The 21206-nt window shown below is 45.0% G+C and carries 18 protein-coding genes; 7 read left to right on the forward strand and 11 right to left on the reverse strand.

Annotated features, from left to right (window positions below; translation table 11 throughout):
• The 4 genes from F6K57_RS04800 to F6K57_RS04815 all read right to left on the reverse strand — a co-directional run.
• The coding region (locus tag F6K57_RS04800; RefSeq protein WP_293065307.1) for a hypothetical protein at positions 1–198 on the reverse strand (198 nt) is incomplete at its 3' end.
• Between the two features lie 439 nt (positions 199–637).
• Complete coding sequence (locus tag F6K57_RS04805) at positions 638–1177, reverse strand: universal stress protein (RefSeq protein WP_293065310.1); 540 nt, start codon at positions 1175–1177, stop codon at positions 638–640.
• A 407-nt stretch (positions 1178–1584) separates the two neighbouring features.
• The gene (locus F6K57_RS04810) at positions 1585–2421 is read right to left on the reverse strand and encodes an S-layer family protein (RefSeq protein ID WP_293017806.1); all 837 of its coding nucleotides are present in this window, start codon (positions 2419–2421) and stop codon (positions 1585–1587) included.
• 61 nt (positions 2422–2482) lie between these two features.
• Positions 2483–2632 (reverse strand): hypothetical protein, encoded by a 150-nt coding sequence (locus tag F6K57_RS04815; protein WP_293065314.1) that lies wholly within the window; start codon positions 2630–2632, stop codon positions 2483–2485.
• Positions 2633–3137: 505 nt separating this feature from the next.
• Between F6K57_RS04815 and F6K57_RS04820 the strand changes: the two genes are divergently transcribed.
• Positions 3138–3428, forward strand: coding sequence for a DUF3288 family protein (locus tag F6K57_RS04820; protein ID WP_364301392.1), 291 nt, complete (start codon positions 3138–3140; stop codon positions 3426–3428).
• Between the two features lie 346 nt (positions 3429–3774).
• On the opposite strand, the gene F6K57_RS04825 is transcribed toward F6K57_RS04820, so the two are convergent.
• Genes F6K57_RS04825 through F6K57_RS04835 form a run of 3 tightly spaced genes read right to left on the reverse strand, consistent with a single transcriptional unit; the run spans position 3775 to position 7789 of the window.
• Positions 3775–5172, reverse strand: coding sequence for an MlaD family protein (locus F6K57_RS04825; protein ID WP_293040009.1), 1398 nt, complete (start codon positions 5170–5172; stop codon positions 3775–3777).
• Between the two features lie 45 nt (positions 5173–5217).
• A complete protein-coding gene (gene bioD / locus F6K57_RS04830; RefSeq protein WP_293040006.1) occupies positions 5218–5889 on the reverse strand; it encodes a dethiobiotin synthase in 672 nt (223 codons plus the stop codon).
• Positions 5890–5902: 13 nt separating this feature from the next.
• The gene (locus F6K57_RS04835; RefSeq protein ID WP_293040003.1) at positions 5903–7789 is read right to left on the reverse strand and encodes a serine/threonine-protein kinase; all 1887 of its coding nucleotides are present in this window, start codon (positions 7787–7789) and stop codon (positions 5903–5905) included.
• Between the two features lie 686 nt (positions 7790–8475).
• Here F6K57_RS04835 and F6K57_RS04840 point away from each other — a divergent pair.
• Positions 8476–9468 carry a ribose-phosphate pyrophosphokinase gene (locus F6K57_RS04840; protein ID WP_293017817.1) on the forward strand — a complete coding sequence of 331 codons (993 nt, stop codon included), beginning with the start codon at positions 8476–8478 and terminating at the stop codon, positions 9466–9468.
• 139 nt (positions 9469–9607) lie between these two features.
• Here the strand turns inward: F6K57_RS04840 and F6K57_RS04845 are convergent, their stop codons facing one another.
• Both F6K57_RS04845 and F6K57_RS04850 read right to left on the reverse strand, forming a co-directional pair.
• On the reverse strand, positions 9608–11068 hold the full coding sequence (locus F6K57_RS04845) for a DUF4335 domain-containing protein (RefSeq protein WP_293036325.1): 1461 nt from the start codon (positions 11066–11068) through the stop codon (positions 9608–9610).
• 443 nt (positions 11069–11511) lie between these two features.
• On the reverse strand, positions 11512–12117 hold the full coding sequence (locus tag F6K57_RS04850; protein WP_293036322.1) for a DUF3038 domain-containing protein: 606 nt from the start codon (positions 12115–12117) through the stop codon (positions 11512–11514).
• 175 nt (positions 12118–12292) lie between these two features.
• On the opposite strand from F6K57_RS04850, the gene F6K57_RS04855 reads away from it, so the two are divergent.
• From F6K57_RS04855 to fusA, 4 genes are all read left to right on the forward strand, one after another.
• Positions 12293–12811, forward strand: coding sequence for an adenine phosphoribosyltransferase (locus tag F6K57_RS04855; RefSeq protein WP_293036320.1), 519 nt, complete (start codon positions 12293–12295; stop codon positions 12809–12811).
• A gap of 152 nt (positions 12812–12963) precedes the next feature.
• Entirely contained in the window at positions 12964–14028 is a 1065-nt protein-coding gene (locus F6K57_RS04860; RefSeq protein ID WP_293036317.1) for an ABC transporter permease, read from the forward strand.
• A 435-nt stretch (positions 14029–14463) separates the two neighbouring features.
• Positions 14464–14757, forward strand: coding sequence for a hypothetical protein (locus F6K57_RS04865; protein ID WP_293017827.1), 294 nt, complete (start codon positions 14464–14466; stop codon positions 14755–14757).
• A 318-nt stretch (positions 14758–15075) separates the two neighbouring features.
• The gene (fusA, locus tag F6K57_RS04870; RefSeq protein ID WP_293065323.1) at positions 15076–17166 is read left to right on the forward strand and encodes an elongation factor G; all 2091 of its coding nucleotides are present in this window, start codon (positions 15076–15078) and stop codon (positions 17164–17166) included.
• A gap of 65 nt (positions 17167–17231) precedes the next feature.
• On the opposite strand, the gene F6K57_RS04875 is transcribed toward fusA, so the two are convergent.
• Together F6K57_RS04875 and panB are read right to left on the reverse strand one after the other, a co-directional pair.
• Entirely contained in the window at positions 17232–18968 is a 1737-nt protein-coding gene (locus F6K57_RS04875; protein WP_293065326.1) for a glycoside hydrolase family 9 protein, read from the reverse strand.
• Positions 18969–18998: 30 nt separating this feature from the next.
• Positions 18999–19781, reverse strand: coding sequence for a 3-methyl-2-oxobutanoate hydroxymethyltransferase (gene panB / locus F6K57_RS04880; RefSeq protein ID WP_293017833.1), 783 nt, complete (start codon positions 19779–19781; stop codon positions 18999–19001).
• Between the two features lie 240 nt (positions 19782–20021).
• Here panB and F6K57_RS04885 point away from each other — a divergent pair, with 240 nt between their 5' ends.
• Positions 20022–20975, forward strand: a complete 954-nt coding sequence (locus F6K57_RS04885; protein ID WP_293065330.1) for a glycosyltransferase family 2 protein — start codon at positions 20022–20024, stop codon at positions 20973–20975.
• Positions 20976–21206: the final 231 nt, after the last annotated feature.

Genomic DNA, 21206 nt, shown 5'->3' on the forward strand with positions numbered 1-21206 from the left:
AATATCTACCGGCATCATAGATACTTCTTCTGATGGCAGGTGGTAACCTGTAGATCTAATTATCACCTCAGCATTGACAAAAATGCCTAAGTATGAATATAGCAAAGGGAACAGGGAACAGCGGATCACCGGAACAGGGAATATGGGATCAAAATTTTCACAATTCCTACAGGGATTGCTATACAAGCAAACTAACATCAACAAGCCACGGTTGTTGAGAAATTACCGAAGAAATAACTCCCACAACTTACACAAAACTGGACTCCAAAACCTATAATATCAAGTTAGGTTGAATACCCATAATTAGAGGGAGGGTGGGACCCACCCCTAACCCCGACCAGGAGGGGAAGTGTGGGGAGGGTGGGAAGTGTGGGAAGATGGGGAGATGGCCAGATGGCCAGATGGGGGAGATTTTTATTAAGGGTAATTATCCCGACATGATATAAGTAGTAGGGTGCGTTAATAACGCACCCTACAAGTAGAGTTGTTGCGGAATTCCTGTTCTCAAAAACAGACTAGACTTCTGGTGGAAGTAAGAAGGATTAATGAAATGATTAGTGATGACTCTGTCTATTCTATCCTTCTATGTAATAAATGCATAATCCCTCAAGCCTTAGAATGTCAAGGGTGTCTATCTCTACTTTGTATCTCTAGTTACTGGAGTGGCTGTAGTGGTTAACTCAAGGCTTGGGGTTGCTACCCCTTGAACCACCAACACTGAGCAAGGAGCATGGTGAACAACATAGTTACTGACACTCCCGAGTACTATTTCTTTTAAACCCCCAAGCCCTCGACGACCTAGAACAATTAAATCCGCACCCCACTTTTGGGCGAGATCACAAATTCCTACACTCGGATCTGCCAATTGACAAGATACTTCGGCAGCGATACCATGATCATTGGCCTGTTGAGCATAACTCCTAAGCCACTCTTTGTTTTCCTCAACGTGTTTTTGCAGATTTTCTTGCTGAACCTTTCGGATACTACCATACACGTCTACATCGGCTATGGTGCCAAGACCTACGTAAGGAGTCATCATTTCCTGAGGTTCCCAGTTAAGGCAGTGTACTAGCATCAGAGTACTCTGTTCTTTTGCGGCTAGGTCTAAGGCCTGTTCAAACACTGCTTCTGCTTGGGATGAGCGGTCGATTGCTACCAGAATCTTTTTGTAAGCCATGATTAGTTTTTCCTCGTCTCTTCAAATTATTCAAATGGGGGCTCGAAGACATGGAATTTAAGTACTTGCAGAAAATAAATTAAGGGTTTCCTTTGTCTAGTAAAGATAGGGAAGATGGGTAAGATACTGAGGTTCGCGCTTGAGCTATAATCCCTGACATTGAAGACGTTGAGTGAATAGTTGATTGTAGTCAGTGCTGTAGTCAGTGCTGTAGTCAGATGCTACTCAATGTGATAGGGTTCTATAATTTAATTCTAGAAAAACTACTGACAGATATTAAGTACTGTTAACTATTTGTAACACTTATCGGCCTAGTCAAAAAAAATAGCAATGGGATGATAATTAGTAGGGTGAATGATTAAGAAAGCCTAAAAGTCCAGAAACGTACAGTTATTGGCCCATTTCTGTTACCGTAGGCAATAATAAGGGGAAAACCAGGAAATGAAGGGACTCGACTGAGGTGAATCAGCCACTAACTCTACCACTCCGTCCTTATTAATAATCCATCGATTAGCTTCAACAATTCTAGACCGACGTGAGTTAGCTGCATTAGAAGCACTAGAAGCTAAGATAGGATTTTTCCGGCGGCGAGTTCTGTGGCGAGGTAATGGACGTAAATCCATCCACAGGGTTTCACCCAAAAGAGGTTTAGTGGGGTCTGTGGGTAAGCCACCCCGCCCAAATTGGGTAAATTGATTCCCCTCATCGGTACCGCAACCAGTGGCAACTAGGAGTTTGGGATTCACAAAATTTTCTGGTAGCTCGAATAATCCCGCGCTAGGGTCGAAGTATGGTGCATTAATTTCGACGGTACCGCTAAAGGAAGCTCCCAGTTGGGAAGAGGCGGTAATATCACTTTCTGCAGTTTTTTCTTCCCGAAATTCAGTACCAAAAATGATAATCACTTGTCCTCCAAAGCTATCTTCAGCATTGGCAGTGATATCGCTATTGTCTAGGGCAACTAGCAAGTCAGTATCGATAGTAATGTTACTGCCAGTGACAGAACCTGTAGCATTAGTAGTGATGTTACTGCGATCGCGCATCAAGATTAGCTGAGAATCCAGAATAATATTGCCCTTATCGCCAGCACTGACTTCAGCAGAAAGGGTAGCGCTTTTGTCTAATACAATCGACTCAGCAGTAATGTCGAGATTACCAGCCTGGGCTAACTCCCCTGAACCACGAGCACTGACCGAGATTTCGGCACCATCGCGAACGGTCAAGTTGTTGCTGGTAATGGTCACCGAACCCGCAGCCCAATTGGATTAGACTTCGCGGCAGTTGTCGGGAACAGGGAACAGCGGATCACCGGAACAGTGGACAAAAATTGACGCAAAGACTATCAGAATAATACTTTTGCAAGAGGTCTATTGACCATTGCAAAGCGTGAAATGGGGTCTGTTGGTAGGCTTTGTCTGAGGGGATTGGTGCTGTAGTGGCAGCTAGATAAGGCATTAGCTTTGTGGGCTTGGGGGAAGCTTACGCATTTCATAGATAGGTCTGGCCGATTAATCTCAGTCTTAGAGTTCCCCCCACTGTTGGTCAGAGGAACATCTGTTTAGCACTGAGAGATTGCACCTTTAGCAAAGGGAACTTCGGATCACCGGAACAAGGAAAAAATCCTGTATACTTGATTAGGTTATCAACCGCTATATCAACAAAAATACAAGTATATTTAAAGCTAAAAACATAACTAAAAATTATTAGTTATAATCAGAATTATTTTACTAGTATTACTACTCTTATTAAGTAGTTGGTTACTCTGGCAAAATCTCATATGATCTCCGGATAATTACCCTTTATAACAATCTCCCCCATCTCCCCATCTCCCCATCTCCCCACACTCCCGTCTCTCCCCACCCTCCCCACATTCTTACTCCGATTCCCGATTCCCGATTCCCGATTCCCTTTGCTATAAGTAATTATTACTGTTCAAGCAAGCATGGAAGCCTTGACTGAGATGGAAGGAAATCAAGACCAGCAACATCCTCAGGAAAAACGCGATCGCGAAATAGTTAACCGTCTTTTACAACAACAACCCAATGAATACAACTTGGCCGAATTAGCCCGACTGCGGATTCGTTATGATAACTTCCCCGGTGCTAGAGCCATTCAAAGGGACTTGGATTTACTACTCCAGCGATGGCAACTGACAGAACCACAGCTTTTTGAGAAAACCCTTCAGATTCATCAAGCCGGTCTTGCGTATAGACGAGACAACAGTTCTGGAAGCCAGGATGACTGGACGTGACTCTCTTTGCTGAAGTCGGGAACAGGGAATAGGGAACAGGGAATAGGGAGTAGGGAGTAGGGAGTAGGGAGTAGGGAGTAGGGAGTGGGAAAAAATCATGTTGGTTTTTCAGTACCTTTTATGATAAATTTCCAGTTAAAAAACTCAGAAAGCTTACTGTAAAAGCGATGCAGTCGGCCAAAGGGGGTTTCCCCCACTCGCGCTTTGCATCAAGACAGAAAAATTAGGCTCTTCAACTCACAAAATTTACTGAATACGGCCTCTTACCACTGTTCCCTGCTCCCAGCTCCGAACGCGCCCCGCGTGGCCCACGGCCTCAGTCCCTGCTCCCTTTACTAGATTAATTTCATTTAACCGATTTCCTAGGGGCTGGGGGTAAAAGCTTAAACATCTGTTTTTGTTGATTCGGTTTAACGTTCTGATCAGCGGGAGCTATTGGATCGATCTTAGGTAGATCGATCTTAGAGGGAGACTTAGGGATGGGAACGGTTTTAGCCAGCTCATTAGACGAAGCTGTGTCTATAGCAGTATTCAGAGCTTCCAGTTGTTGAGATATCAAAGCCTGCTGTTGCAGCTGCTCGGTAGAAGACACTAAGCCGCTGAGTCCATTAACTAAATCCTTGACATTGCGGCGAAACGCTGGATCCCCAGTCAGATCATCTAGGTCAGCGGTAATCTTTTGAGCATTTTCAAAGGTAACTCGTGCTGAGTCTAGGGTTTGTTGCAATACTAGTAAATTAGTGGGACTGTTGAGAGTATTGGAAACATTACGTAAGTTAGCAGAAGCTTGGGCAGCATTAGCTGATAGGTTTTCTAAGTTCCGCAGCATTTGTGACACATCCGTTTGATAAACCGCTGAGTTAACCCGATTCGCGGTAACGGTTAAGTTGCTGGTCAGTACACGCAGATCTTGACTGGCCTGAGAGATGCTATCCAAGGTGGTGACCAAATTTCCCCGATTGCTTACCAATAGTTGATTGGCAGAGGTAATCAGTTGATTGAGTTCCCTTGCCGTTTGGCTGTATTGCTGGGAGGTACTAGAAATGCTACTGGTTGCCAACCCGATTAGACTAGATGTTTGATTGGCCGCACTGGTCACAGCATTCGTTGCGTTGGACAAGCCTGCTACCTCTTGCCGCACGATGCGGGACAACTGGGTCATCTCTTTGCTAAGTTCTGAGACGTCTCTGGCGGCATTGGAGGCATTTTCCGCAAGACTATTGATTTTGTCAAAAAACGCTGGATCAGCATAGAGTTCAGCAATGCGATTTCCGTTCCGTAGGAGGTCAGCAAAGGTGGAACCCACATCACCATTAATCTGATCTTCTTCACAAATAACTAGGGAAGAATTGCATTGTGCTCCGAAGGGTGTAAGACTTTGAGCAGTTGCAGGTAATTGTCCTAGAGGCATGATATCAACATTGGTAGCACCAATTAAACCCGATTGATTAGCTTCAACCTGGACTTTGCGGGGGATTAACAATCCAGGGTCATCAATTTCAACGGTGACATTGACCCCATTAGTACCGGGTTCAATCTTAGTGATTCTCCCAACTTGGACACCGCGATAGCTGACCGATGCCCCCACTTGCATCCCAGCAGCGTTCCCAAAATTGACAATGAATTTATAGCTCTTTCGACCTAAGCTAATCCCACTAATCCATACAACAAGTCCACCGAAAACAGCAAGTCCTGCTACTATTAATAAGCCAACGGAGCCTTCTCGAATCGTCCGCGATCGCATAGTTTAACCTTTTTTAGCCTTTCCCCTCACATTTACCATCATGCCTCACCAACCACTGACATCCAAACTGGAACCGACTTGAGCAAGTTTCGAGTAGTCCATTGGGTCAGATAGATGAGGTAAAATCCCCAAAACCTTAACATTGGTTAGAGTCTCGATTAAGCTAATCGGAGCCAACTGAGTTATTTCTTCGGAGGTACGAGGTTGGACGCAATTGAGGACAATCCCTTTGATGTCAACTCGTGATGAGCGTGCCAGGGCAACATTAGCAACCACTTGTGCGATCGCTCCTAATTCTATCGGCGCAACCAATACACAAGGCAATCGCCAATCCCTTGCCAAATCTGCCACAATCAGTTCATGAGTCACCGGTGAACCTAGTCCTCCCAAAGCTTCCACCAACACCACATCCCGCTGACTGCGCAGACTAACGAAGCCTTGCCAGACCTTTTCGAGGTCAACCTGTCGTCCTTCTAGATCTGCGGCAACTGGTGGTGCTGCAGGGGTTTTAAACTCCACGGGTGTGATCTCCTCCAGGGTTTGAGCCAAGTCAAATAGTTGGTGGTAAATTTCGCGATCGCCAATTCCCGTTTGAATCGGTTTGAATATCCCCAGACTCTCTTGAGGACGGTAAGTCTGCCAATAAGCAGCGATCACACAAGTCAAAACCGTTTTGCCGATGCCTGTATTGGTGCCAGTAATTAGTAATACGTTCAAGATTGACTCACTCTCAGTCCGTAAGGCTAATATCTACAGCAAAGTTTCTTTCCTGTTGAGCAATTACATCTACTATATACTCACCAGAACTAGGCAGCTGACCTTGCCACTTTTGCACCCCTGAAGCCTTTTCCACTAACTTGCCATTGGGATAGCGGATAGTTAAAGCCACATCACTTTCAATCACCTCTAGCTTCAATTGCTGACCCTGTTTAGCCTTCACCAAGTAGCGCTGAATCTTTTGGGGGCTAGTGCGACCCAGTAGCCGCAAAGGCTTGTTTTTCTCCAACAAATTGACCAGTTTTATCTTATACTCAGCAGTCGGTTTGGATTTTGGTTTCGGCTTCGGTGCTTCTGTTAACCTTAATCGTAGCTGATAATCGCTATCCGGTAGACCCTTAACTGGACTCAGTTGAATCGTGTAGTTGCCAGTGAAAAGAAATTTACCTTCCCATTGCCGCACCCGCTGAGCTCGATTGTCCACTGGTTTTCCGTCCGGGCCAAGCACTGTCATCAACACCCCTTCGTCACTGAGATCTGCCTTCAGGGTTTGGTCTTGTTTACCCTGGATAATGTAGTTAATAGTGTGATTAGCCTTTAAATTGCTGGATTTAGAAAGGGTTTTACCTGCAGAAAGCTCTAGAAGCTGACTGTAGATTTGAGGCTTACTCGGGGTGGGACTAGGGCTAGGGCTAGGGCTAGGACTAGGACTAGGACTCACTGACACCTTAGGACTAGGGGATTTCCCAGTGTCCTGCTGATTAACATTGCTCACCCATACCCAAGAGCCTATTCCTGCCAGCGCTGCTAGTCCTGTAGCTATCCCAAGCAACGGCCAAGGACTATTCCAGATAGAGTTACCCGTGGCTTGAGACATCACCGGTTCACTCGGTTCTGCACCTCTGGCCTCCCTGGGTGTCCCACCTTCAGCTGATGCCACCGTTGTGCCGGGTATTGGCTTGGGCTTTGGCAGTTGGGGAGTTAACCCAGAAGCTTGAAAGGCATACAAGACTTCCCTAGCGGATTGGTAGCGATCGCTTGGTTGATAACTAAGCATCCGATTTAATATCTCAGCTAACTCATCGCTAACCCTAGCCCAGGGACGCCAGTTCCAAGTCAGATTAGTATTATCCACCAGTTCTCCTGGTTCTTTCCCAGTTAGTAGCACTATCGCAGTCACTGCTAGGGAATAGAGGTCACTACTCGGATACACCTGACCTGTCTGAATTTGCTCCCTGGGAGCGTAGCCGCTTTTGCCAATACTAGTTGTTGGTGTGGGAGTATCGGGCAATTGAAGACGAGTTGCCAGTTCCTGTACCACACCCAAATTAATCAAAACGGGTATACTGTCCGTCTCCCGCATGATAATGTTATCGGGTGTGATATCTCGGTGAATAATCCCTTGGCTGTGGATGTAGTCCAAAACTGGCAAAGATTGCTGCAATAGCTGACGCACTTCCGTTTCTGATAAGACTCCCAAGTTGGTCGGGCTAGCAGCTATTGGGGGTGATTGGACTTCCCCATCCAGATTAGAAGATAGAGGTTGGCTTTGATTCTGAAGGGCTTTGCGTTGTTCTAGTAGGTCACCATAGGTTTTTCCCTCTACGTAGTCTCGCACCAGAAACAGTCGTCCGTCCTCTTCAAAGGTAGCTCTGAACTGAGGAATTTGCGGGTGTTCAATTTTATACAGGATACCTGCTTCTTGTTGAAACAGTTGCCTTGACTTATCTAGATTATTAGTTTCTGTCTGAGGGGGAATAAATTCTTTCAGGACACAAGGTTCATTGAAACGCCCTTGATCCTCTACCAGGTAAGTCCGATTGAATTCCCCTTGGTCAAGGACACGGAGCAGATGGTAGCGATTTTGCAGAATAGTTCCAGAGGCAATCGGTGGTTCCATCGGTGGTAGATCAGTTGTTACGCACAATGAGGCAGGAGGAGTATTCTTGAAGTTTAGACTTATTTCGGTTGCTTTGGAACTTCACCGGTGGATTCCAACTGTTCTGTTGAGCCACAGAGTTGAGCCACAGATAAGTTGATCACCATATACATCAGGGCTTACCCAAAACTGGACTCAAAACACCCTTATGGTGTAGGATCCGGAACCAGACCCTACAAGTATAGTTATTGCGTAAATCCTGTAGGGAATAGGGAATAGGAAATCAGGAATAGGGAATAGGAAATAGGGAATAGGGAAAAAATACTGTGTACCTAATGAATATGAGAACCGCTATATATGTTGTTCGGGTTTCTTAGAACATCACTACCTGTTCATTGCTATCTTATTGTGGTGTTGAATTATCTCAAATAACTACCTTACTTGACTAGATGTACAGTTGATCGAATTAAGTACAATAGTTAATTTTCAGATTTGAGTAAGAAACTTAAAAAACCTGCTTGAGTTATCAGGTTCCTGTGATGGCAATACACTATATATAGTGTCTTTATTCAACACCTCTGTTAGGTCAACGCTATAAAAATTAATAAAATATTAATCAAATTTAAATAAATAATTATAAAAATTATTATAAAAGGGATATTCGTAGAATGTTAAGATCGCGTTGAAATAAGCTTCGAGGGTTTGCTGTGAGCAGTTCAGTTACTTTAGAGCTTCAACCTATTCTGCCCCAGATAGCCGATAACAATCGTTTAAGACTATTTTCTGGTTCGGCAAATGTTTCCCTTTCTCAGGAAGTGGCACGCTATCTAGGACTCGACTTGGGACCGATGGTACGGAAACGATTTGCTGATGGGGAGCTCTATGTCCAAATTCAAGAATCCATCAGGGGGTGTGATGTTTACCTGATTCAACCGACTTGCTATCCGGTGAATGATTACCTGATGGAGTTACTGATTATGATCGATGCTTGCCGTCGAGCCTCAGCGCGGCAAGTTACTGCTGTGATTCCTTACTATGGTTATGCTCGAGCAGACCGTAAAACCGCTGGCCGTGAGTCCATTACAGCGAAACTGGTGGCTAACCTGATTACTGGAGCTGGTGCTAATCGGATTTTGGCAATGGATTTGCACTCCGCTCAAATTCAAGGTTATTTCGATATTCCCTGTGACCATGTCTACGGTTCACCAGTATTGCTACAATATCTGGCTTCTAAAGACCTAACCGATCTGGTAGTAGTTTCCCCCGACGTTGGTGGTGTGGCTAGAGCCAGAGCGTTTGCTAAAAAGCTATATGATGCTCCTCTTGCGATTATCGACAAGCGCAGGCAAGCTCACAATATCGCTCAAGTCATGAATGTGATTGGGGATGTCAAGGGTAAAACTGCGGTGTTAGTCGATGATATGATTGACACCGCTGGCACGATTTGTGAAGCTGCCAAAGTACTGCGTCAAGAGGGGGCTCGCCAAGTCTATGCTTGTGCAACCCATGCCGTGTTTTCCCCACCAGCTGTAGAGCGCCTCTCTAGTGGGGTGTTTGAAGAAGTAATTGTTACCAATACTATTCCACTACCGGACGCCAAACGGTTTCCACAGCTGACAGTGCTTTCAGTGGCTAACTTATTGGGTGAAACCATCTGGCGTATTCATGAAGACTCTTCTGTCAGCAGTATGTTTCGTTAAAAATCCCCCCTGGAGCAGGGGGGATTTTAATTTTAAACAGTTGTGTTGAGTGTTAAGTGTTGACTCGAAACAAGCAATGGTTAACGGTCAACCAAGAACGCAACTGGGTATCAGCCAAAATTCCATTTTCCACAGTAAATTATTCGTTGCTCCTGTAGGGACTAACATCTAACTCACCATTAGTCTTAAACACTACTCGGAAATGACCAAGGGGCTTCTGGGGTACTAACCCAGTCCCTTCGCCACCAATTCCAGCTGCTGCTGGCTTGATTAGGCGTTCTAGAGGAGTTTCTTGGGAGTAATCCCAAGACTCTTTATCAATTGCTTCATAATCAGCAATGATAGCCTCTTCAGTCACACCTACCCGATAAGTTAAATCTTGAGGATAGCTAGAGGTTTTATTCCAACTGTCACGAATTGTCTGAGACACTTTGTCTTTCAAATCATTAATGACAGCGATGTCAGTGATTTCTGGACCTAGGGTAATCTTACCAAGATAACCATCCCAAGGACTGATTTCCAGTATCCCTTCGTCTTCCCCTTGTTTAAATAACACCTGGAACTGAGCAATAGGTTCTTGGGTAGCAATATTGTCTGAAGTTTTGGTGTATAGCAACTCAGTCAGGGGGGTTTGCTCTGACCCATCCAAGGGTGTGCCATTAACAGGTTTGTAGCCTAAAATCGCGCCATCTCTGCCAACACTAACCTGGTATTTTAAATTCCCAGCAAACTGTTTCCGGTTCCCCCAAGCTCGAAAAATTCGCTTTTGCAAGCTTCTTTGTATATAGCGCAACTCTGTGGGATCAGTAATTTCTGGTGCAGTTGTCAGGACTTTTTCTAGCTCCTCAATCGAGAGTGGTGTTCCCTTTGGTGTTGGTGTTGGTGTTGCCTGAGGGTCACTCTCCCCAGTTGGGGTAGTGGTTTCATTGGCATTTTCCCGTGTTAGGGAAGGTTCGGGTTCCCGTACTTCTGGAATCGGTACAAAGAAAAATGCGATCGCAGCTAGAGCCAAACTTGCCATTCCCAGTGCAGCGGGGGCAGTACGCTCGGTTACTGGTTTTTCAGCTTGGCGATAGTGCTTAGAAACAGGCTGTAACGAAACACTAATATCTGGTAGGGTTCGTCCATCAGCCAAAAACTGGTCAATCGCCTCCACCAAGTCAAACAACTGCACTGTGTTCAAATCTACATGGAGAGGTTTCCCTGAGTTGGTCATTCCTCGTGACCCAGGAGTATCTTGCAGTGTCAGTCGATGCAAATTCTTGTCCTCGACTTTCTGCAGATGCACCTTAGCTGGTTTCTCAGCATGGGGTTGGGGGTGAGGCACTTTAGACAAAAATTCCTGAGCATAGCGGCTTACACTATGTACCAAGTCCTCAAAAAAATCCCGGCCACCACTTAGGGGTTGGTTCATAGCCCCTAAATGGCATTCCGCATTAGTTAGAGTTGTCAGCAATGGTCGGGCATCTGGCTGTAACCCATCCCCTTTGGTACTATTACTCCAACCCTCCAGGATTAGGGTACAGTTGGGAAGACTGTACTGGCGTCGAATTGTCATCGGCTGTTCCTGCTGAAAAATCCCTATGAATGCTTCCCCCACCTGCGTTCTCGTGGTGTGGGTATCCGTCTTGATTACAAGGGTTTATCCCTCGCGACAGGCGGCATCCTCGCCGAACATCCAGGACTTTTGCTGGACTGTTCCCCCAAGTCGTTTCCGCTATGGGGCTTATTCAATGAAGCTTTTACCTGAGAGTCTGACGTTTATGAACCGACTACAAAGGATTTATAGGTTAATTTTCCCAATCGTAGAGAGGTCGTGCCTCAGGGTTGCTCAGAATCTCGTCTGTCCTTCGCCGTACCGCTCAAGATGATGTCATTATATCATATTTTTGCGCTCCTAACCCCCACCTGAAGGAAGTGGGGGAATGGGTCGCTCATTTTTGTTCAACCTCTTAGAATAGCATTGAGGGTAATGGATAATTGGTAATGGTTAATTAATCTGGCTATACTTGATGGCATGGCGATAATCAGCAACGGCAACATTCAAGGCAATTCCCCATCAAACAAACTAGTCCATAATCTTTGCCTTCCAGAAGTGCCTGTACAGAACAGAAGCTGACTCAATAGAGAAATTGCCAGTTCATTCAACTTTTCTTGAGAGTTATAGGCAGCAACTTTAGAGCGACGGGGGTTCATCCGGCTGCGAAAATGAGCCTGGAACCTTTCCAAATACTTATATAGGCGAAAATGTTGTTCTAGAGGCACCTGCTTTTCCAGCAGTTGTTGATAAGCGGTCAACAACTGCCTAATCAGAACGGTCATTCGGCGTGCCATATGACTAGCAATCACCACTAGAGCCTTAGCTTCTTCTGGAGTTAAAGGACGTCGTGTGTAAGAGCGCCGCCAGGGATTGGTAGAGCGCATACGCCACAGGACAACACGATTTTTAATAATGTCCTGAAGTTCCAGCTCTCTAGCCGCCAATAGCATCGCCTCAGAACCTCCCAGTTCCAGAGCTTCAATGGCTAGTAAAATTAGGTCAATATGCAACCGAGTTCGTGGTGGACAGCCCTGAGCTGGAATCCTGAAATCAGGTAGGCTATCTAAAATTATTGGCTTTGACTGGGAAGCAGGACTATTGGTCAGCATTACGGTCCGTCGAAAGATTCACTCTAATAGCGCTTATCCTACAGCGAAAACCTTTTGAATAGATTTGTTCCAAGGAATCACACAAGGTTCAGCTTTCTAGTGTACGCTTTTACAGAAAGGGAATGGCAAGCTATAGTTTGATTCAAACCCGATTGATAACTAACTTCACCTACCGATGGATTTAAAATCTCTGATTCGCGATATCCCTGACTTTCCCAAACCAGGGATTGTATTTCGGGATATCACTACCCTCCTGAGAAATCCAGAAGGACTGCGCTACACTATCGATACCTTAGCTCAAAAATTTCAGGAAGCAGGAGTAAGGGCTGATTATGTCGTGGGTATGGAGTCTCGTGGTTTTATATTTGGACCACCTATAGCTTACCAACTCGGGGCTGGGTTTGTCCCAGTGCGCAAACCGGGTAAGCTACCAGCACCGGTATACTCGGCTGAGTATGACCTAGAATACGGCACAGACAAGTTGGAAGTCCATCAAGATGCTTTCACACCTAACTCCCAGGTTGTGATTATTGATGATTTAATTGCTACTGGAGGAACAGCAGCAGCTACAGTCAACCTGGTAGAACAAGCAGGCGGTCAAGTGGTAGGTCTTGGCTTTATCATCGAATTACGGGATTTAGGTGGACGTCAGCAACTGCCTGATGTACCCCTGATCACCCTGGTTGACTATTAGTTAACCATTATACTTAACCATTACTTATTAGTCATTGCTCAAAAGATAAGTTTATAAGAATTAAGAATTAAGAATTAAGAATTAAGAATTAAGAATTAAGAATTAAAGGACTTTAAAGCAATGACGAATGACTAACAACTAACGACTATTATATGACTTCTTCTACTAGAGATTCTAGCATTATCAATCGGTTTGATGGGGCTTGGCATAGACTAAAACTTCTGGTCACGAGTGAGACCTTTCTATACGTGGTCAAGCGACTGTTGCAGGGTCTTTTGACCTTGCTGTTGGCATCTGCTCTAAGTTTTGCCATTATTCAGCTTGCACCGGGAGATTTTCTGGATACCCTCAGGCAAAATCCCAAAATTTCCCCGGAACGCATCGAGGAACTCAAGGAGCAATTTGGTTTAGATCAGCCAGCAATTGTGCAGTATTGGCGTTGGCTAGTACGAGTTGTGACCAAATTTGACTTTGGTACCAGTTTCGCTTACTTCCGTCCCGTCTCCTCTTTGTTATTGGAGCGGATACCAGCCACCTTACTCTTAGCAATAGCCTCAATCTTTATTACTTGGGCGATCGCAATTCCTCTCGGTATCCTGGCTGCTGTCAATCAGAATCGCACCACTGACCGATTTCTACAAGTCATTAGCTACACAGGTCAGGGTTTCCCCAGCCTAATCACTGCTCTGTTGCTGCTCATCCTTGCCCAGAATCTTTCCCCCTTATTTCCTGTCGGTAGTATGACCAGTATCAATCATGATGATTTATCCGCCATTGGTAAGGTTTTGGATATTGGCTGGCATATGATTTTGCCAACTATTGCTCTATCCATTACTAGTTTTGCTGGTCTACAGCGAATTACTAGGGGTGAATTACTTGATGTGCTACGGCAAGACTACATTCAGACAGCCCGTGCTAAGGGACTCCCAGAAAATCGAGTTATCTATGTCCATGCCTTGCGCAATGCTATCAATCCTCTGATTACCATCCTTGGCTTTGAGTTTGCTTCTCTACTCAGTGGCTCATTTATTGCTGAAATTTTCTTCAACTGGCCAGGTTTAGGTCGTTTGATTTTACAGGCGGTAACTGCTCAAGACCTCTATCTGGTAATGGGAAGCTTGATGATGGGGGCTACAATGCTGATTTTGGGTAATTTGTTAGCAGACTTGCTGCTGAAAGTAGTTGATCCCCGCATTCGTCTGGAAGATTTGAAATAGACAATGGATAATGAAGTCTCAAGGATTAAGTGGTAACTCTGTGTTTCCTTGTCCGAAGTTACCTTTTTAGGTCAATTTTTGTTTACAACCAAAATAGAATAAGACCTTTGATTAAATCAGGAAAAAAAACTGAAACTATTGTCCCTAATACCTCCTGCCTTATGCCTTCAGCATAGCTGCCTTGCTAACTCGCGGACGTGCCTCAGCACTATTTTCGTAAGTATTCAGCCGTCAGCGATCAGCGATCAGCTATCAGCTAATGCGCTACCCGCACGCTAATTGATGTGCTAGCAGACACTTTCACTGCACTGGGTCGGATGAGTAAAATGAGCAGGGATTTTCAAGCAGCAGTACCACTCAGTAAGCTGATTTTATACCTTCCGTTGATTAGCTGACTGCTGACTGCTGATAGCTGAATGCTTACCTATTTTCAAGATGTTTACCCAAATTCATTATCTGATTCTTTCTAGAAGGAACGGTCGTTATCTGGTTGCCCAACCCAAAGCTGGTAGCCCAGAGGCTGGCGCTGGATATCTGTTGATGTTTCGCGAACACTTTGATGCCCTGAGTTATATCAATACCCACGGTGCTGATTTAGCTGACCAATTTTCTGTAGAGTCGGTTTCTGGGAGTCAGTTGAAGAATTTGCTGGAACGGTGGGGGTTTGTTGGTGTGGGTGTTGTTCAAGACCCATTGGTACCTCAAATTGAGTTTTTTTCTTACGGATAAGGGCTATTAGGTGACACAAGCAGACTATTCAAGTAGTCCCAAAAATAGCGATCGCATTTGCCCAAGCTCTCTGGCTTGACTGGGGATAATTCATAGCCCTAACCTCAAAGCAGCTGCTGAATCACCGATAGAGCAATATAACCGTCGTTCCGTGATTAATTTTTTTGAACAGGCAATGATTGGGAGGGCTGGTTATTCTCTGATTGATATTTCCTCTTGCTTGTTGATCACGACAACCATCACACCGCTGCTGGGCATATTGTTAATATGCATAGATTTTGTTTAAATTTTATTAAGGAGTAAATATAAGGAGTAACTATGAAAGACCTCACTGCTTATCGAAATATCGGTATCTTTGCTCACGTGGACGCAGGCAAGACAACTACAACAGAGAGGATACTAAAACTTACCGGGAAAATCCACAAAATTGGTGAGGTTCACGAAGGTGCAGCTACAACGGACTTTATGGAACAGGAACAAGAGCGCGGTATTACTATTCAGTCTGCCGCCACCAGTTGTTTCTGGAAAGACCACCAACTCAACATTATTGATACCCCAGGTCACGTAGACTTTACCATTGAAGTTTACCGTTCTCTGAAGGTTCTCGACGGTGGCGTTGGTGTTTTCTGTGGCTCAGGTGGTGTAGAACCCCAGTCAGAAACTAACTGGCGCTACGCCAATGATTCAAAAGTTGCTCGGATTATCTACGTAAACAAACTTGACCGTCTCGGGGCTGATTTCTACCGAGTGGTTAAGCAGGTAGAAGATGTCCTTGGTGCTAAGCCTCTGGTAATGGTACTGCCGATCGGAACTGAGAACGATTTTGTGGGTTTAGTGGATTTGCTAACCCGTAAGGCATGGGTATGGGATGAGTCTGGGGATCCCATGAACTATGAGATTCAAGATGTTCCCGCCGACATGGTTGATGATGTAGAAACCTACCGCGAGCAGTTAATTGAATTGGCTGTGGAGCAGGATGACGAGGTGATGGAACAGTATCTAGAAGGGGAAGAACCAGATATCGAAAGCCTTAAGCGTTGCATTCGCAAGGGAACTCGTGAGCTGGCTTTCTTCCCTACCTACTGCGGTTCATCCTTCAAGAATAAGGGAGTGCAGTTGGTACTTGATGCTGTAGTTGACTACCTGCCGAATCCCACTGAAGTCAAACCCCAGCCAGAAATCGATCTAGAAGGTAACGAAACCGGTACCCTTGCCTATGTTGACCCAGAAAAACCTTTGCGTGCCTTGGCGTTTAAGATCATGGATGACCGCTTTGGTGCTCTGACCTTTACCCGTATCTACTCAGGAACCTTATCCAAGGGTGACACAGTACTTAATACCTTCACCGGTAAAACTGAGCGTATTGGTCGTTTGGTAGAAATGCATGCGGATTCCAGGGAAGAAATTAACTCTGCCCAGGCAGGTGATATTGTTGCCATCGTTGGGATGAAAAATGTCCAGACTGGGCATACCCTCTGTGACCCGAAAAATCCTGCTACTCTTGAGCCGATGGTCTTCCCAGACCCCGTGATTTCCATTGCGATCGCACCTAAGAAAAAAGGTTCGTCTGAGAAAATGGGCATTGCCCTAAGCAAGATGGTTCAGGAAGACCCATCTTTCCACGTTGAAACTGACCAGGAAAGTGGGGAAACGATCATTAAGGGCATGGGTGAGCTGCACCTAGACATTAAGGTTGATATCCTGAAACGGACTCATGGCGTTGAGGTGGAGGTAGGTAAGCCCCAGGTGGCATACCGTGAATCCATTACTAAGCGCATCGAAGACAGCTATACCCACAAGAAGCAGTCTGGTGGTTCTGGTCAATATGGTAAAATCGATTACGTTATTGAACCTGGTGAAACCGGTACTGGCTTCCAGTTTGAGTCCAAGGTCACTGGTGGTAATGTCCCCAGAGAATTTTGGCCTGCTGTGCAAAAGGGCTTTGAAAGCAGTATTCAAAAGGGTCTGTTGGCTGGATTCCCTTGTGTGGACTTCAAGGTTACCTTGACTGATGGTGCTTACCACCCCGTAGACTCATCGGCTATAGCCTTTGAAATTGCGGCCAGGGCTGCTTATCGGCAATCCTTTGGCAAGGCTTCACCTCAATTGTTAGAGCCAATTATGAAAGTGGATGTATTCACACCAGAAGATTACATGGGGGATGTAATTGGTGACCTCAATCGCCGCCGTGGGATGATTAAGTCTCAGGAGAAAACTCTTACTGGTGCTCGCATTAAGGCAGATGCACCCTTGAGTGAGATGTTTGGCTATATTGGTGACCTGCGTACTATGACATCCGGTCGTGGTCAGTTCTCAATGGAGTTCTCCCACTACGCCCCTTGCCCCAATAATGTGGCAGAAGAGGTAATTAAAGAAGTGAAGGAACGCGAGGAAGCTGCTAAAGGTTAATCTTGTGATTTAACCAGAGTTCCTGGCTGGTTTTGGACTGGCCAGGAACATCATGTGATCAATAATTAAGTCTGTGCGATCACCATCCCCATCAAGGCAATCACCGAAGCATTGTAATCAATAGCATATTCATTAGTAGCCCAAGACCGCTCATCATCTACATAACTCAACATTCCCAAGCCTTTAGGCGCAATCTCATCCTGGGCATCAGTATTAGGACCCCCTACCATCAGACCAGGGATGACAATTTTTTTAGCTCGGGAAATCCGGTGATGAACATTACGCACCGAGTTGCTACCAACACCGGTAATAAAGCAAAGATTAAAATGATTCCGCCCCAGCAAATAATCTAACTGCTCAACAGCTGCCTTATAGTAGCCTCGATTCCCAGTGATGCGGTAGGCATAGAGTAGAGTAATTCCTTCTTCAGCTACCTTGTGATTAGATGCCCAATGGAATTTATCAATAGCTAAACGGTAGCCACTACGGTTAATCTTTTCCATCAGACTATCCGCCCTTCTCATCAGCCTAGCTGTGATTTCTAATTTCAGTTTGTCTGACCCCTTCCTTTGTTTCTGCACCAAATAGTTAACCATTGCTAGAGGAGAGGGATCTTTCCAACCAAACTCACCATAGTCGAAGGCGGTGATAGTTTTAGCTAAGTATTTCTCGTAGCTAGTCTTCCCTGTAGTAATATACAGTTCTACGGCTGCCCAGAAGCGGTCATCTTGATCGGTTTTTAAGGATTCTTGCTGATCCCACTCTCCAAAAAGATACTTACCTGAACCGGTGTCATCTCCTTCTTGCCAATCCACCTTCATAGATCGCTGTTTTCGGAGAAACCCCCAGGCTTTCTGTGCCGCTTGTAAGTAGGTTTGAGCTTGTTGCTTGTCAAAGGGAGTATAAACTCTAGCAGCCATTGCCATTACTGCTGCAAACTTGCCAGTCTCAGGTGTCGAAATCCCAAAAATGTACCGTGCTTGAGTATCTTGATTGGGTAGAATTTCCCCTGGCCAATTCTTTCCTGACAACTTGCGGTAGACAGCACCATCCTCCCGCTGCATCTTCAACAGCCAATCTAATCCTACTTTGACCTCATCGAGTAGATCAGGTCTACCATTGCCGCTTTCTGGTATAGTTAATTGGTTGTCCCTAAATAATTTAGGATATTGCTCGTACAAGTTTAACAACCGTCCGATGGTGACTGTCATTGGCGCAACATATTTAGCAAAATCCCCAGAATTATGCCAGCCACCTTGGGCAGATTTGAAGTCACCAGCTTTATGAAACTCATCGTTGTGGGCAATAATCCCATCTTTGAGATGGCAGGGGGGATGTTTTACTCCAGATACTGAATCATTTACAGCAACACCGCACCGTTGCAAATAGTATGACCGGAGTAGCTTTGTAAAGGTATCCTTATAGATTTGCTTACCAATGCCAAACGGATAAGACTGACTATAGCCGTATTTGAGGTAATAGCTACCTGATTTATCGAATTTAGTAAAATCAATAACTCTAATTTTATCATTACTGGCTTTATCGCTTACAGAATTTCCCAGGTTGGTCACAAAAACCGTTTTGTGAGTGATTAAATCAACCAGTTCAACCTGCTTCTTTTCCGAATTGGGGGCATTGATTAAGAAAGCCAACTTAGGCCCAGTTGGGTAATAGCCTATTTGATTGATAACAATTTTTCCTCTAGCTGCTGGATTATAGGGTTGAGCATTAAGCTTGGAAAAAAATCCATAAGCGATCGCACTAATCCAGCCAATAATAAAAAATCTTCTATCTATGTTCATCGTGAAGCTTTTACTTCAATGATATCTTGATTATTGGTCTTTTGGAAATTTTCCAGAACGAACCTCAGTACTAAACTCCTGCACGGCTTGGGTAATTACCTGGCGCAAATTAACATAAGACTTAGCAAAGGGTGGCTGGCGCTCGGAAAGTCCTAGTAAATCCGCTGTAACTAACACCTGCCCATCACAGTGGGGTCCGGCTCCAATGCCAATGGTGGAAATAGTTAATTTTTGTGTAATTGACCTTGCCAAATCGGGGGGAATATGCTCTAAAACGATAGCAAAGGCACCAGCTTGCTCCAATGCGATCGCATCCTGCAAAATCCGCTCCCCAGTTTCCGCTGTTTTTCCTTGTTGCCGTAAACCCAGTAGATGAATAGACTGCGGTGTTAAACCTACATGACCCATCACCGGAATTCCCACAGCGGTAAGTCTGGCCACAGTTTCAGCCATGGCAGGGTATCCTCCCTCCAACTTCACTGCCACTGCCCCAGTTTCCTTCAAAACTCGACCGGCAGAGTGGATTGCCTGCTGAGGACTTTCCTGATAACTCAAAAACGGCAAATCACAAACCACTAATGCCCGTTTAACACCGCGACACACCGCTTTGGCATGGTGAATCATGTCATCAAGGGTCACTGGCAGCGTTGTGGAGTAACCCAGCGTAACCATTGCTAGAGAATCCCCGACCATGATTATGTCTACTCCCGCTTCATCCAACAGCTGAGCGATCGCATAATCCGCAGCGGTCAGCACCACAATCTGGCGCTCCTGTTGTTTCCATTGATTCAACTGCTTGATAGTAACTGCCATAACCAATAAAAGTTTCAGTCAATCCAATTAATAATTCTGAAAGATGCTGATGAAAAAAGTGAACTGAACTATGGAAATCTTTGTAAAGAAGCGAGAACTACTGACTTCAGTGTAATTTTTCTGTGCCAATGATTGATGACTCATTAAGGGTATATGGGTTGATTACGGTAATCAAGAAGGTTGAACAATCTTGGTTGAGTAGGGAATACTAAGAATGAAGCTTCCTCGATCAGGTTCCCTATGTCAGAGCCTCTAATTTCTGCCATCATCTGCACCCACAATCGTGAAGAATATTTGGGTGCAGCCATTGATAGCTTGCTACAGCAGGATTTTGCCGATTATGAAGTAATTGTGGTCGATAATGCCTCAAGCGATCGCACCCGTAACATAGTTGACCAACGCTTAGACAACTCTCGACTAAACTATATTTATGAACCCGTACTTGGTTTATCCGTAGCTCGTAACACCGGGGCGGCCACTGCCCGTGCTGCTATTTTAGCTTATCTGGATGATGATGCGGTTGCCAGTGCCCGTTGGCTTAAGACAATTTACGAAGCTTATCAAAGCAACGAGAAACTAGCAATTGCTGGTGGTAAAGTTACCCTATTGTGGCCAGATGGCATTACCTCTCCCTCCTGGTTGTCACCAGACCTAGCCGGAAATTTGGGAGCTTATGACCTAGGCGAAACCGTAATTGAGATCCAAAATCCTGGTTTGACTCCCAGAGGTTTAAATTACTCGATCAGGCGGACTTTCCTGGAGAAAATCGGTGGTTTTGATGTCAATTTAGGTCGTGTGGGGAAAAATCTGTTATCTAATGAAGAGTTACATATGACAGAATTAGCTCTCCAGGATGGTTGGCATGTTGCTTATCTACCTGATGCTCTAGTGGCTCACAATGTTGCCCCAGAACGAATCAATAAACGTTGGTTTTTGAATCGTGGTTGGTGGCAAGGTATTAGCGAGTGTTACCGGGAACAATTGGTTGGTCGTGCTGGTACTGCCCAATTGTTACGGGGAGGTGAACGAATGATGCGAGGAATCTACAAATCCTTGAAGCACTTCCGCAATCCAGCTCTGCGCTTTGATAATTTGGTTTATGCCTATGGTCAAATCGGTTATCTGAGTGCAGTAATTAAAGGAATGCTACAAAGGAGCAACTCCTCTGTATCCCACAACCAGTCCAGTAATTAATGAGACTGGATAAGAGGTAATCTTATATTATATAGCAATCCGTGTAGGAATTGAGAGAATGTTTGTTCCCTGTTCCCTACTCCCTGCTCCCTGCTCCCTGTTCCCTGTTCCCTGTTCCCTGTTCCCTTTGCAATAGCACAGATACTTTTGGTTGATTGGTGACTGTTCAATGTTGACTGATAAGCCTTAATTTTAGTTAAGGTTTGCTGTTAGTTATTATTGGCCAATAGA

Origin of the sequence: Moorena sp. SIO4A5 (assembly GCF_010672005.1) — a bacterium.
GTDB lineage: Bacteria > Cyanobacteriota > Cyanobacteriia > Cyanobacteriales > Coleofasciculaceae > Moorena.